This window comes from Moorena sp. SIO3B2 (assembly GCF_010692525.1).
In the GTDB taxonomy this organism is placed as follows: domain Bacteria; phylum Cyanobacteriota; class Cyanobacteriia; order Cyanobacteriales; family Coleofasciculaceae; genus Moorena; species Moorena producens.
This window is the reverse complement of the sequence record NZ_JAAHHE010000002.1, coordinates 125976-139577: the sequence shown is the minus strand read 5'-3', so window position 1 is coordinate 139577 and position 13602 is coordinate 125976. Positions and strand designations below refer to the sequence as shown.

Here is a 13602-nt window from a genome sequence, read left to right as displayed (position 1 = left end):
AACATCAGCACCCCGCTCTAAAGAGACGGGGCTTTTAGCTTCCCTTTTTAGGTAGCTGACCAGCTATCAGAATTGTTCTTGATCTGAGTTGTCTCTCTATCCTGTGTTTCACAGAAAGTGGAACTTTTGAAATCCCATAAAAATTTTTAAAATTAAGCTTGATTTTTGTTAAAATTTACTATTAAAAATACCAATAAAGTTGATATTTGAGCCGATGAAACTTGCCCGCTTAAACTCAGACAGTCTTATCCCCCGCTTCTACAGGCTTGCGGTCATTAATACTCTCTCCGTAAGTATTCACCGGTCAGTGGTCAGCCGTCAGCTGTCAGTGGTCAGTGGTCAGCCGTCAGCTGTCAGGGGTCAGTGCTCAACAGACGTAACTCAGATTAGACAAATGGTTACCTGTTTTATTCAAAAGCTGAGAGCTGAAAGCTGAGAGCTGAGAGCTGAGAGCTGAGAGCTGAGAGCTGAGAGCTGAGAGCTGAATGCTTACCTCTCTCCAATATCATGATTCCCTTATCGGGCTTAGTCAGCGTGGCTTTCCTGGGACATCTGCCAGAAATTCGTCACTTAGCAGGAGTTGCAGTCGCAACGGTTTTGTTTACCTATCTTTACCGACTTTTACACTTCTTGCGGATGGAACGGGAGCGACGGCTCAAGCTGTAGGCAAAGATGACCGGGAAGCCATGTTATTAGTGGGTTTACGCAATGGATTGATAGGGTTGGTACTGGGTGTATTAATTGTTATTTTACAATATCCTATCGAGAAAATTTGGTTTCTTATACTCGATGCTCCTGATGACGTTAAATCTTCTGGTATTGCTTATTTTAATGCCCGTATTTGGGGTGCTCCCGCAGTGGCACTTAACTTAGTCGTGATCGGTTGGTTATTAGGAAAAGAGATGAGTGGTAAGGTGCTAGTGATAACAATCATTGGCAATTTAGGCAATATAATCTTTGATTATTTTTCCATTATTAAATGGCATTGGGGCAGTATTGGAGCTGGTTTTTATGCTTGTTTGAGTCAATATTTGACCTTATTTGTGGGAATCTTCTTTATCAGTCAGGATGTTCGATTCCAAGAAATTCAGCAGTTAAGTGATTGCATTTGGCAGGGTTCCATTTAGATTAGGATAATATAATCGGGGGTAAGGCCAAAGGAAATAGAGTACAGAAACAAGATACTCTAATAGACCTATGCGCAAAAGTATTTTTCTGATAGTGTTTACCTCAATTCTTGTCCACTGTTCCCTGTTCCCTGTTCCCTGTTCCCTGTTCCCGACAACTGCCGCGAAGTCTAATGTATTTCCGTAGGGATATATCGAGCAAGACTACAATCGAGATCCTCAATGATACTATCGACTGGATCATTAAAGCCGATGGAGAGTCGAATCAGACTATCCGTAATATTTAATGATTTTCTATCCTGGTCGGATAAATAGTAGTAGGTAAAGGGAGCAAGCTGTTCGATATAGGTTTCCGCTGAACCAAAGTTAGAAGCAATATATGGAATTTTTAAGTTGTCAATGAATTCTGATGTCTCACGTTTTGAAAGTTTGAGTTCAAAGGTCACAACACCACCATACCCATTAGTAAAATATTTCTTGGAGAGTTCTCGATGAGGATGAGAATCTAAGCCCAAATAATAGACCTTGGAAACCAAATCATGGGAATTTAAAAACTCAGTCAGTTTTTGCCCTGAAGCATTTAAAGACTCCATTCTCAACTGAAAGGTTTTCAAGTGTTGACCCAATGTAAACACATCCCGAGGGCTAGGAATAACTCCATTGATATTTCTGAAATTTCTAATTTGAGCGATCGCTTCCTTTTTCCCAGCAACACTTCCCAGTACCACATCAGCATGACCATTGAGATATTTAGTACAACTATGAATCACTAAATCTGCCCCCCATAAACAGGGTTGAAAATTATAGGGACTGGCAAAGGTACTATCGACAACCAGAAGCGTATCGGGTTCTAACAACTCTTTGATTTTTTCAATATCTGCCAGGTAAAGATGAGGGTTAGAGGGAAGTTCTAGGAAAAGAATATTAATATCTTGACTGACTTGATCAAGTGTTCTCATCAACTCAGATAGATCCGAATTATCCAAAATCAAAGTTTTGAACCCCAGTTTCTCAAGATTCTCAAAAACACGTCTTGTGTTTTTATAGAGATAGCAAGTTGTTGCGAAACAGCTTTGAGATTTGGCGAATGCCATTAAAGTGCTGTAAATCGCACTCATTCCACTGGGAAATAGTAAGCAATCTTCAGCCTTATCGAGTTGGGCTAAAATTCCCTCTACTTCTTCCCAATTCGGATTATGATACCTGCCATAACGGCCTTTTGTGAGCGATCCTTCGTGTAAGGCTTTAACATAAGTTTCATGATCGTCATAAAAGTAGGCTGTATTTTGATAAATGGGTGTTAGAATTGAGTTGGTGTAGGATTCATGCTTTCTGACTCTGCCCATTCTCTAATCCTCCTGTAATTTCCTGTAATTTTGGACTTCTAGATTAGACTTAGACAACGACTTTATCCAAAAGATTCATAGATTTTATATAAATAAGCAACAATTTCAGAAATGATATCTGTTGTCAGATTTCCATGATGTACAATTATCCGAATAAATGCCGGAAGATTATTAAAACTAGACGAACTGACTTTGATAAAGTCATCCTGGACTACTTGATCATAGATAGCGAGATTAAGTTGATCGATTTTATCAATTTCTGCCGCCGTGTAATCTGTGATGGTTTCCTTCACTTCCATTTCTTCAGGAATAAACCAGAAACAGAGGTTAAAATACTGGGGTTCGACGACATATAAAACCCGATCCGAAAGTTGTTTCCTGAATTCTTTACGATTTTTATAGTATTTTTGAATTAAATTTTGAAAATGTTCAAGACCATGATGTTTGAACATCAACCAAAGCTTAAAGGCATAGGCTTCTCGGGAACATTGTAAAGACTTGATGCTGAGACTATATTTTCTATTCTGGTTGCTGTTAAATGGAGAATTAGGATTATGTGCGATTACTTCATCCACTAAAACAGATTTGTCTTTCACCAGTAAGACTGAGCATAATAGAGGGGCTGAAAGAAATTTATGAAAGTCTAATACAATTGAATCTGACAAAGAACTCAGTTTTCTAGAAAACGCTGCATCTTCACTAAAGTAAACCCCGCCTCCCCAAGCTGCATCAAGATGAATCCAAGGTTGAATCGCGAATTCTTGGAATATTTCCAGTATTTCTTCTACCGGATCGAAAGTTCCCAAGGTAGTCGAACCCAGAACACAAGCAAAGTAAATTAGATTGAGATTATCAGCTTTAATTTTGCTGACTAATTCTCGTAAATGTTCTCGATCAACGACTCCTTTTGTGCTTGTTTTAACATTGATAATATGTTGAATCCCACAAATCTTAGCAGCTTTACTGATAGAGTAATGAGAATGTTCGGAAACCAGAATGACTGATTGTCCTAAATTAACTTTTGCTCTTTGTACTGCTAAGAATACAGATGCCAAATTAGATAAGGTACCACCCGGATAAAAGATACCATCGCCTTCAGGATAACCCACTAACGGCAGGAGAGTTTCTACCATTTCTACTTCACAACGAGTAAAAATTGGCGAACATTCTTCAGTATGAATATTAGAATTAATGTAGTTAGACACGAAATCGGCAAAAACACCGATGGGGTCGGGATAGGAAAATAAGTATTTTAAGTTTTTTGGACTGTAGATATCTGGAGTAATAGACAGGGTAGATTTAACAAATTTGTCAATCCTCTCTAATCTTTCCGGTTCGGATAAACTATAGATGCCATCCAGCATCTTCAAGCATTGATCAATGTCTTGTTCTGTTAGCATCTTAAATGTTTGTACGAAGTTTAGGGTAATTCAGTCTAAGCTGTCTGGATATCGCCAATTCCAATCGTGATCAAGCCACCCAGTGCGCATCAGCGGAGATCGGAGTGGAAAAATTAGCAATTGATACAGATTTTTTGAGGCAGGAAGCCTGAAAAATTTGATACATCAATATTAGAATCTGGCGTTATCACAATAATTACGGAGACAGACCTTTGTATAATACCACATCGAATCACACGGGCAAAAACGAGGAGCTTGATAGCCCCGTGAATTCATTCCGAAAGGTCTATAGAAGCCATTTGGTATCTATGGTTATGGTCAGCAATTAGCAAAATCATTATCCTTCAGAAGAGCTTCGCCTACAGCAAATGCGCGTAGCGCACGCTACTTGAGGTGCTATCAACAATTAGCAATTTAATGATGGGGTTATACCGCAGGGTAAGCGCAAGGCGCTTACCCTGTAGATTTTTTTCTCAACTACCATAGATCTCGATCTCAAGGGGAAAATCTATAGGAATATCATCTTGCTCTTCCCTCGTACCAATGCCGATCATGATTTTGAACCAAGCGTGAGCCAACTTTTTGTAACCCTCTGGGGTTAGGTGAATACCATCCTCAAGCATGTGATCAGGGGTGAATATATTGCGGTTATTAATAAATCGAATGTTCTTGTTTTTATAACTTTCTCCAGTCAGCAAATTTGCCAATAGGTTATTGTATTTATCAGCTTTCTGATTCTTGAGAGTACCATCCTTAAGTGCAGAGGGGTTAATGGGGGGAATTGAAGAGACAAACAAATATACCTGATCTGACCAGGCGAGAATTTTATCAATTAGTAAAATCATTTCATTGACTGTATCTTCAGGGCTTTCATTCTGAAAAAGTATGTCGTTTGTGCCAGCCATTAATAAGATAATATCCGGTCTTGCCTGCTTCAGCCAATCTTCTATTTCGGAGTTTAAATCTGACCACGCATTGGATGCTCCAACACCAGCTATGGCAAATCCCCCATGCCCTTGATGCTCTTTGTCAAACACATATGTGTTGTTTTGGCCTAAAACTATTTCGGGATTTTCTGAGGTAGCGCTACCCACAAAATTTACTCTATAGCCATTATCTTTAAACAATGCCCACAGGTCATCTCGATATCCGGCTCGATCCAATGCTTTACCACGAGTGTTTGAGTCTCCTAAAGGCATAATCTTGAGAGACCTTTGATCGATGGTGAGCGCTTCTGCGGTGGGAGAAAACTGAAATATGCTGATGCAATAAGCGGCGATTAAGGTCAATTTTGGGGAGAATTTTTGCTTCATACTATAGTTTCCTAGTAAGCTTGAGGTACAGTAACAGCAATGAGCAAACCAATTACGAAGATCATTATTGCTTAGACAATAATTTCCAGACCTGTTGAGATTGCCAAGTTTATGGACACATTCGTATATGTTTGACACCACTGGCAAGATTAGCACTCAGAAAGTTTTAGTGTAAATTAGCGACCCGCATCGCGGATGAATCAATTCATCCGTTCGCTTATATCCCCCGACTAAAGTACAGGGGCTTTAGCCATCACACTTGTAAAGCAATCTATATCTTAACAAAGATATGTAACGCAATCATCATAAATTTGATGGTTACTTAACATTTATCAATGATAACCTAAAATTTATCTTAACTATTAGATTACAGGGATAGTTATTGTGAGACAATTAGTAGTTGATATCAGGCTGTGGGGAGACTCCTCCAGCGATTTCGGCGATTTGTTTTAGTTGTCTATGAGCAGGAGCTGTATGAATGTCTTCAAAGCAATTTACTAAATCCCAGGAAAATAACGATGGCAAGATTTTTACTAGCAACTTAGGGTTTACTGCACTCTGCTTCTTAATTGGTTTAGCTGGATTTGGCTATATTCTCGCCACATTGCCCGGAATCGCCGAATCGCCGACAGACCCTTCTAGAACCTGTATAGTCGATGGTTGGAAACTGGGATTAATTATTACTCACGTGCTGGTTTTTGCCCTAATACCTCTGGCGATGAGAATTTTTGACAACAGTTTAAAAAATTTAGGACTGCCATCGAGAAGTATTTTTGCTTCCCAACTCGGTCTAGCTTTTGTGATGGTGGCGATCGCTTCAGAAATTGGTTGGCACGTCACCCAATGCTGGTATTATCAAAACGATTTTACGATGCTGAATTTCATGTTTTACTTTTTCTTGATTTCAGCATTTGCGCTGTGGGCGGATGGGTTAGTGGAGAAGACTACTATCATCACCAATTTAATTAACATTGTGTTTGCCATCAGTCTGTTAGTTGTTTCAATTTTGTACCCTTTAGGTTATCAAGCCGGTAACGATAATTTTAAGATTCCTATCTATATTGTACTTACTCTAGTTTTGGGTGTGTTGACCTATCGAGGCTATACGATACTCCAAGATTGGAAAATTATTCTTTTCCCAATTTTCTCCGTTGGAGTCAATTTAACCTTTGTGTTTCTTCTAGATAAATTTGGAGGGAATCCCTATAGTGATCCGCAAGTGACTTTCAATGCTTTATTTCATATCCTTCACGATTTATTAGGAACCGAAGCTGGATTAGTCATCTTTACCTGGCTTTTCTATAATAAAGGCATTGCTCAAAAAAACTCCAAAGCTACATTAGCGGCAGAAAAAAATTAGTATTTACTAATTTTGATATATACCAGTTTTAAATTTTCCTGGGTAATCCTAGCTATTTAGTATTACTCATTTTTTTTTAAATTATCATTATAAACAAAGTAGTGACAGTGGCGGGGTGAGGAAGTGAGGAGTGAGAAGTGAGGAATGTCGGTTATTAAATTATTGTCAAAAAAAATTTAGATGGCTTTGCCCTGGGGGCTAAAGCCCTGCGTCTCCTTTGCACTAGGGACAAGCAAAGGATCATACCAGTCTTCTAGGATCTGGTATGATTTTTTGTTCACGTTGAACTGCAAGTGTTTGAATTATCTGTTTGTTAGTTTGAGACAAGTGTCAAGGAATCTAAACATCACTATCTGGATATGGTGAGATTTTGTTGCCCAATCAAATTCTGAATATGCTACAAAGATGGTTACCTAAGCTAGGTCAACCTTAATCGAGAGGATAGTTTTACACCGGTGGGAAATTTCAGTCAGCTCTTAGAACCAATTGCTAACCAATTTAGAATTTTAGGTATTCCTGAGCCAGTGGTGCATTGGGGACACCCATTGATGATGGGAATTGTGGTATTGATTATGGGTAGCTTTGTGGGAATAGCAGGATGGCGTGGCCGAGTAGTATCTGATCCTGAAATAGCACTACAGAGTCGCAGTAATCATCGAAAAATAGCACCCTGGATGTTCATTTTTATCGCAGGTGGCTACACGGGTGGGGTTTTGTCTCTGGTAATGCAGTATCAGCCAATTCTAGAAAGCCCCCACTTTTGGACAGGATCAATCGTACTGATTGTGCTGGCTGCTAATGGGGTGATTGCCTTGACTGGCTTTGGCGGAAACAAAGCATTGGTGCGTAGCGTTCATGCCTACTTAGGAAGTACGGCACTTTGCCTGCTATTGCTTCATGTTGTTTTGGGCTTAAAGCTAGGTTTATCGATCTGATGAAGCCTGCCACTGGTACAGTAATAAGTCTTGCTTATATTCTGGGCTTACTGTCTACAGGGATTCTCAACTTACCGACTGGTGAGATTCCCTGGCAAGAGTACAGAGCTTTGGTAACAGGATTAGTTGTCACAGGGATAGTGGCTGCGATCGCATTCCCCAGGTTCTGGCGCACAGGACCAAAACCAAGATTATGGGTAGCAGCAGGACTAATCTCGGCCTTGGCGGTGGTCTATTTTCAATTGCGGGTACCACAACCAGAACTGAATGACATTAGCGAATATGTCCCCTCAACCAATAGCATTGCTCCAGAGCAACTGTTTAAGGTTGAAGGCAAAGTGGAGAGTATGCCTCGCCTGACCCGAACTCAGCGTACACAATTTTGGTTACAAGCTACTCAGTTAACTGAAATTGAAAGTCGCGAAGATGGGGGAGCGATCAGTCAGGGAGTGACAGGCAAGTTGTATGTGACTGTGCCATTACTTCAAGGAACTGGTATCTACCCAGGTCAGATAATTAGCGTAACTGGGGTTTTATATAAACCCAAGCCAGTGACTAATCCCGGAGCCTTCGACTTTGGAGCCTATCTTGCCCGTCAAGGGGCTTTTGCTGGTTTGAGTGGGCGTCAAATAAACTTTGATGAGGAAACTATTGGCAAACCCTGGGGATGGTGGAGACTGCGACAACGTATTATCCGTTCCCAAGTTCGCTTTTTAGGCTCTCCCACAGGTCCGTTAGTCAGTTCAATGGTTTTAGGACGTCGTGCTGTTGATTTGCCCTACGATATCCGGGATCAATTTATTCAGGCTGGGTTAGCCTATACCTTAGCAGCATCTGGATTCCATGTCTCTTTGCTGTTGGGTTTTGTCTTAGCCGTTACCAGGGGTTTAAGCAAGGAAAAGCAGTTCAGTATTAGCTTGAGTGTACTGTTAATTTACGTGGCATTAACTGGACTGCAGCCATCAGTAATGCGGGCGGCTCTGATGGGGGTGGGTGCCCTAATTGCGTTAGTGACGGCACGGAAAGTAAAGCCTTTAGGGTCACTCTTGTTAGCAGCAACACTATTACTCCTATTTAATCCTTTGTGGATCTGGGATTTGGGATTTCAGCTGAGTTTTCTGGCCACCCTAGGATTACTAATCACTGCACCAGGGATTATCCAACGTTTGGATTGGTTGCCACCTGCGATCGCATCCCTAGTTGCTGTGCCAATTGCAGCAGCAGTTTGGACTCTACCCCTGCAACTGTATGTTTTTCAAGTTGTTGCCAGCTACTCTATACCAGTTAGTGTTATTGCTACACCCCTAATTTCTATTATCACTTTGGGTGGAATTGTCAGCGCCTTGGCAGGACTAATTTGGCCAACAGCAGGAAGTGGACTGGCTTGGTTACTGTATTACCCAACCCATGGACTGATGGGACTAGTGGAATTTTTCAATCAGTTGCCAGGAAGTTCTGTAGCGGTGGGCAAAATTTCCCTAGGGCAACTGTTATTCCTCTACGGGCTAATTGCTCTAGCTTGCTTGATTAAATGGTTACATCCTCGTTGGTGGCTGATTAGTCTAGTTGCTGTCACTGTGGTGGTGTTGCCCCAATGGCAACAAGCGTCAAAATTGTTTCAAGTTACAGTGCTAGCTACAGGAAATGACCAAATTTTAGTGATTCAAGACCAGGGACAAGTAACGTTGGTCAATAGTGGCAACCCTGATACAGTAAGGTTTACAGTGCTGCCTTTTCTGCAAAAGCAAGGTATCAATCATATTAATTGGGCGGTTGCTCTAGACAAGCAGCCCCAACTCAGAAGTGGTTGGGTTCAGGTTCTAGGTAGTTTACCTATCGACACATTCTACGATAACACTGATTTACAACGACCATTGTCTCAGGCTCAAAATTGGAACGATATTGTCACCCGTAACTCTATCGCTAGTGCAGTAGCATCTAGGCAGGGTTACTACCAACCAATTCCTGTGGGTGAAATACTCTCTGTTGGCTCTACATCAATAGAATTAGTCAACACTGAACCACCAGTGTTGCTGATGCGCATCATTGACCAAAATTGGTTACTCCTAGGAGACCTCAAACCAGGCTTCCAAAAACAGTTAGCCAAAACCATCCGTTTCCCTGAGCTACAAGTACTTTGGTGGTCGGGAAAAAGTCTGAGGCCAGAATTCCTGGATGCCCTGCAGCCAAAAATTGCGATCGCATCATCGAATGTAGTAGATTCCTACACGGCGAAGCTAATGCGCAATGCTAAGATGACCCTCTATTGGACAGGCCGTGATGGTGCTATCCAGTGGACACCGGATGGTGGTTTTAAGACTACTGTTGACGATATTGAGATAGACATTGATGTTCCTTGATAGTGATCCCATCATTGACCACCCAGGAATGCCTGAGTTTTCAACAGCAGGCTTGACAAATTCCACGGTTTTGTGTTCAAATTTCAGATGAAGTCTGGGGTGCGGTTTGACTAGATCATGGAGGGGTGTCCGAGTGGTTTAAGGTGGCAGACTCGAAATCTGTTATGGTGTCAAAGCCATCGGGGGTTCGAATCCCCCCCTCTCCGTACAGTAATTTAACTCAATTTTTGGTTAATCTCACTCATAAATGTGCTAGATACTGGTAGTAGGTAAGATGAGCTAACTGTCATCCGAGAGAATCCCATCGAAGAAGTTGGGAAGATCGAAGAAGTTGGGAATATAGGCTTAGAATTAAATTATATTCATATATTGATTCATCTTTATCAGCTCGGGATTTAAGCCAAGTGACTTCTGCTGATTATTCTCCAAAATCGACATTAACTGTTGAACTCTCCCCAAGCTACACACTTCCTATAGTGTTGATTATTGCTGCAGTGACAATAGTGCTCATACAACCCTGGGTGAGTTTAGCGATCGGCGAAGCCGCGCCAAAGGCGATCGCCTTTGGCGCGGCTTCGCCGATCGCGTTGTTGGGCTTATTCTTGTTGTTTCAAGCCATAACTATACGCCTGCAATTTACTGAAACCGCCTTGGATATTTATCGCTCCGAGACCCTGATCCGGCGTTTTCCTTATCAAGAATGGCAAAATTGGGAAATCTTCTGGAGATCAGTACCGATTTTGTTTTATTTTTCAGAAGTCAAAAGCATTCACTTTCTACCAATTATATTTGACCCAAAGCTGCTACGAACTTGCCTAGAAGAACGCTTCCCTAAAGGATAACTGACATACCTCAAATTATAGAGTAGAGGTTAGGTATTTAATGAATAAGTTATTAATAAACCAGTTTAAATGAATTCCGAAGACCCACAAAACCCAGAACAAGAGCAAGATAACAACCAAGCAGTTAAGGGATTAGATAATTCACAGGAGTCAAATTGGCCAGATCAGGATAGGGCTACTCCTAGGGATAACTCTCAAGCTCCCGACCTTCCTCCCATTTCTCTGACCCTATCAGACCATGACAAAGCTAAACCAACACAGTCGAATGAGCCGCTGCAGGAGGATAAAGTTAGTGAAATTCAACTAGGCCAGTCTTCAGATCAAGCCAAAAAAATGGCTAGCTTAGCTCAAACTGTGGCTGAACTGGAGCAAAAAGAACAGGAGTTGAGACAGAGAATTGCCGCTCTGCAAAACCATCAACAGTCACTGGTTTCAAAGGAATTGGGAAGCACCGAAGCAGTTGTAGAGCGGATGGTACTTGAAGGTCTGACCGAACTGGAGCAACGCAAGCAAAAGTTGCAAATTTCTATTGAGCAACTAGAACGCCGCCGGGAACGCATTCGTGAAGAAATGCGCACCAGTTTTGCGGGTGTATCTCAAGAGCTAGCCATTCGGGTTCAAGGCTTTAAAGATTATTTGGTTGGCTCTTTACAAGACCTAGCTGCTGCTGCTGAGCAACTGGAACTCTCCCAGCCACCAACCGAAGCACCACGGTCAGAATTAGAAGAAGCACCACCACCCCCGACCAGAGGCAACCCAAAATTTGCCGAACAAGCATTTAAAGAGGAAGTCCGACAGATTCGTCAGCTGTTGGATCAATATCGAAAAATGCCAGATTATTATGGTCCTCCCTGGCAACTGCGTCGTACCTTTGAGCCAATTCACGCTGAAAAAGTGTCTCAGTGGTTTTTTTCCCAAGGTGGTCGTGGTGCCCTCCAAACTATGGGGAGCCGCTTACAAAATGTTTTAATTGCCTCAGCGGTTATATCCGTGTTGCGGACACTGTATGACAATCGCCTAAGTACTCTTGTGCTGGCCAACACCCCAGAACGACTGGGAGAATGGCGTAGAGGATTACAGGACTGTCTCGGAATCTCCCGCAGTGATTTTGGTCCAGAACGGGGAGTTGTTCTATTTGAAGATCCAATAGCCCTGGTTCAAAAAGCGGAACGACTGATCAAGCGGGATAAGTTAGCGTTAATCATTGTTGACGAAACCGAAGATAAGATCAGTTTGTCATTATTGCAATTTCCCCTATGGTTGGCTTTTGCACCTGATCCTCGGCAGATGTATACTTACGACGATTATTGAATTACTTGGTTGACTGGGTTTAATTTTAGCAAAACAGGCGCGAAACTGCTGCCAATCAGGAGGTTCAGCGAACTAAAAAATCGATGTAGTTGCTCCGACGGGGGTTTCCCCGACTTGCGCTTTACATCAAAACAGTTAGCAATGTTACAGCCGAGCTACCCGTCGCGGTGGTGATCGGGGAATTCTTGCCGGATCTTGTCACAATCTTCAACATGACACCAATGGTACTTAACTTAACTTGGAGTGGGCTACTAGTCATCTCAGCCTATTTATTAGGTTCCCTGCCTACTGGTTACCTAGCAGGACGCTGGCTTAAAGATATTGATATTCGCGAGCATGGCTCTGGATCAACTGGTGCCACCAATATATTGAGAACTGTGGGCAAAGGACCAGCAGTGGTGGTATTACTGATTGATGCCTTGAAAGGAGTAGCGGCTATTAGTCTAGTCAATGGCTTTTATACCCTGACAGACGTTTCCCTACTGCCTGAAACCTGGCAACCCTGGTTAGTGGCATTGGCTGCATTTGCTGCTATCTTTGGTCATAGTAAATCCATTTGGCTAAACTTCACCGGAGGTAAATCCGTTGCCACCAGTATAGGTGTTATCTTCACCATGTCTTGGCCTGTAGGCTTAGGAACCTTAGGTGTATTTGCAGTAGTCTTGGCAATTTCTCGTATTGTCTCTCTCAGTTCCATTGCTGGTGCGATCGCTGTTTCCCTGCTGATGTACCTTACTAAAGCTCCTCTTGCCTACGAGTTATTTGGTATTGCTGCTGGCATATATGTCATCATCCGTCACCGCAGTAACATTCAGCGTATAGTTACAGGTACCGAACCCCAAATCGGTAAACCCCTTTCTCCAGCAGTATCCTTAGAGACTGGAACAGACTAGAACTGTTAAACACAAATCCCTGGTCATGGATTGCTTGAGTAGAAATCTAATAAAGGAGCGGACTTACGCAGCGGTGCGACCCCGGTCGGGTTTACCGACAAGCGTGAACGCGCACCAATAGAGCGAAGCGTGAAAGCCAAGCAAGAGATATCTTTGTATGCTAGGGGTTGAATTGAGACAACAATTCTGGTAAAAGACTCCAGCAATTCTAATTTTTAAACATTAGCTTTGAAAAGCGATTAACCCAAAGTAGTAGCGCTAAGGACAATCGTTTACCTTGGTGATAAAGCATAGATGAGGGAAAACTTGACATAATGATGGACTGTATTAAACTAAGCAATATTCGCTGCTACGGCTACACTGGCTACCTACCCGAAGAACAGACCCTAGGACAGTGGTTTGAAGTAGACCTGACCATGTGGCTAGATCTAAGCCCTGCGGGAGAAAGTGATGACCTTAGCGATACCATGGATTATCGGCAAACTATTGATACTGTCAAGCATTTGGTTAAAACCTCAAAATGTGCCCTGATCGAAAAATTGGCAGTACAAATTGCTAATGCGATCCTAGAATTCGATCAGGTGCAGCAAGTCCAGGTGCAGTTAAGCAAACCTGGTGCCCCAATTCCGGATTTTGGAGGTAAGATCACCCTGGAAGTGACTAGAACCCGTCACAATAGTTAGGAGGATTAATTCAACATCGTGGGTTTTTAGGG

13 protein-coding genes, 1 tRNA gene and 1 pseudogene are annotated in these 13602 nt (G+C 42.1%); 12 read left to right on the top strand and 3 right to left on the bottom strand.

What is annotated here, in order from left to right; translation table 11 throughout:
* The first annotated feature begins 214 nt into the window (after positions 1-214).
* The 3 genes from F6K38_RS00860 (at position 215) to F6K38_RS00850 (ending at position 1127) form a co-directional block, all read left to right on the top strand.
* Positions 215-436, top strand: coding sequence for a hypothetical protein (locus tag F6K38_RS00860; protein WP_131826970.1), 222 nt, complete (start codon positions 215-217; stop codon positions 434-436).
* 71 nt (positions 437-507) lie between these two features.
* A complete protein-coding gene (locus F6K38_RS00855) occupies positions 508-666 on the top strand; it encodes a hypothetical protein (protein ID WP_229414257.1) in 159 nt (52 codons plus the stop codon).
* Positions 667-686: 20 nt separating this feature from the next.
* Entirely contained in the window at positions 687-1127 is a 441-nt protein-coding gene (locus F6K38_RS00850; protein WP_229414259.1) for an MATE family efflux transporter, read from the top strand.
* A gap of 170 nt (positions 1128-1297) precedes the next feature.
* Here F6K38_RS00850 and F6K38_RS00845 read toward each other — a convergent pair whose 3' ends face one another.
* From F6K38_RS00845 to F6K38_RS00835, 3 genes are all read right to left on the bottom strand, one after another.
* Positions 1298-2473 carry a PLP-dependent transferase gene (locus tag F6K38_RS00845; RefSeq protein ID WP_008178429.1) on the bottom strand — a complete coding sequence of 392 codons (1176 nt, stop codon included), beginning with the start codon at positions 2471-2473 and terminating at the stop codon, positions 1298-1300.
* Between the two features lie 62 nt (positions 2474-2535).
* On the bottom strand, positions 2536-3873 hold the full coding sequence (locus tag F6K38_RS00840; RefSeq protein WP_008178432.1) for a pyridoxal phosphate-dependent decarboxylase family protein: 1338 nt from the start codon (positions 3871-3873) through the stop codon (positions 2536-2538).
* A gap of 473 nt (positions 3874-4346) precedes the next feature.
* Positions 4347-5186 carry an SGNH/GDSL hydrolase family protein gene (locus tag F6K38_RS00835; protein ID WP_287355901.1) on the bottom strand — a complete coding sequence of 280 codons (840 nt, stop codon included), beginning with the start codon at positions 5184-5186 and terminating at the stop codon, positions 4347-4349.
* 82 nt (positions 5187-5268) lie between these two features.
* Between F6K38_RS00835 and F6K38_RS00830 the strand changes: the two are divergent.
* The 9 genes and pseudogenes from F6K38_RS00830 to folB form a co-directional block, all read left to right on the top strand.
* Positions 5269-5361: pseudogene (locus tag F6K38_RS00830) on the top strand (IS200/IS605 family transposase); the annotation flags it as partial.
* Positions 5362-5664: 303 nt separating this feature from the next.
* Entirely contained in the window at positions 5665-6546 is an 882-nt protein-coding gene (locus tag F6K38_RS00825; RefSeq protein ID WP_287355900.1) for a hypothetical protein, read from the top strand.
* Positions 6547-7001: 455 nt separating this feature from the next.
* A complete protein-coding gene (locus tag F6K38_RS00820) occupies positions 7002-7481 on the top strand; it encodes a DUF4079 domain-containing protein (protein ID WP_008178438.1) in 480 nt (159 codons plus the stop codon).
* Positions 7481-9841, top strand: a complete 2361-nt coding sequence (locus F6K38_RS00815; protein ID WP_287355899.1) for a ComEC/Rec2 family competence protein — start codon at positions 7481-7483, stop codon at positions 9839-9841. The genes F6K38_RS00820 and F6K38_RS00815 overlap by 1 nt, the downstream gene beginning before the upstream one ends.
* Positions 9842-9960: 119 nt before the next feature.
* Positions 9961-10047 (top strand) — tRNA-Ser (locus F6K38_RS00810).
* Positions 10048-10245: 198 nt separating this feature from the next.
* Positions 10246-10683, top strand: a complete 438-nt coding sequence (locus tag F6K38_RS00805; protein WP_287355898.1) for a DUF3119 family protein — start codon at positions 10246-10248, stop codon at positions 10681-10683.
* Positions 10684-10752: 69 nt separating this feature from the next.
* Positions 10753-11994 (top strand): DUF3086 domain-containing protein, encoded by a 1242-nt coding sequence (locus F6K38_RS00800; RefSeq protein ID WP_287255865.1) that lies wholly within the window; start codon positions 10753-10755, stop codon positions 11992-11994.
* Between the two features lie 221 nt (positions 11995-12215).
* A complete protein-coding gene (gene plsY / locus F6K38_RS00795; protein ID WP_287255867.1) occupies positions 12216-12887 on the top strand; it encodes a glycerol-3-phosphate 1-O-acyltransferase PlsY in 672 nt (223 codons plus the stop codon).
* Positions 12888-13204: 317 nt separating this feature from the next.
* Positions 13205-13570 (top strand): dihydroneopterin aldolase, encoded by a 366-nt coding sequence (gene folB / locus F6K38_RS00790; RefSeq protein WP_008178448.1) that lies wholly within the window; start codon positions 13205-13207, stop codon positions 13568-13570.
* The last annotated feature ends 32 nt before the right edge of the window (positions 13571-13602 follow it).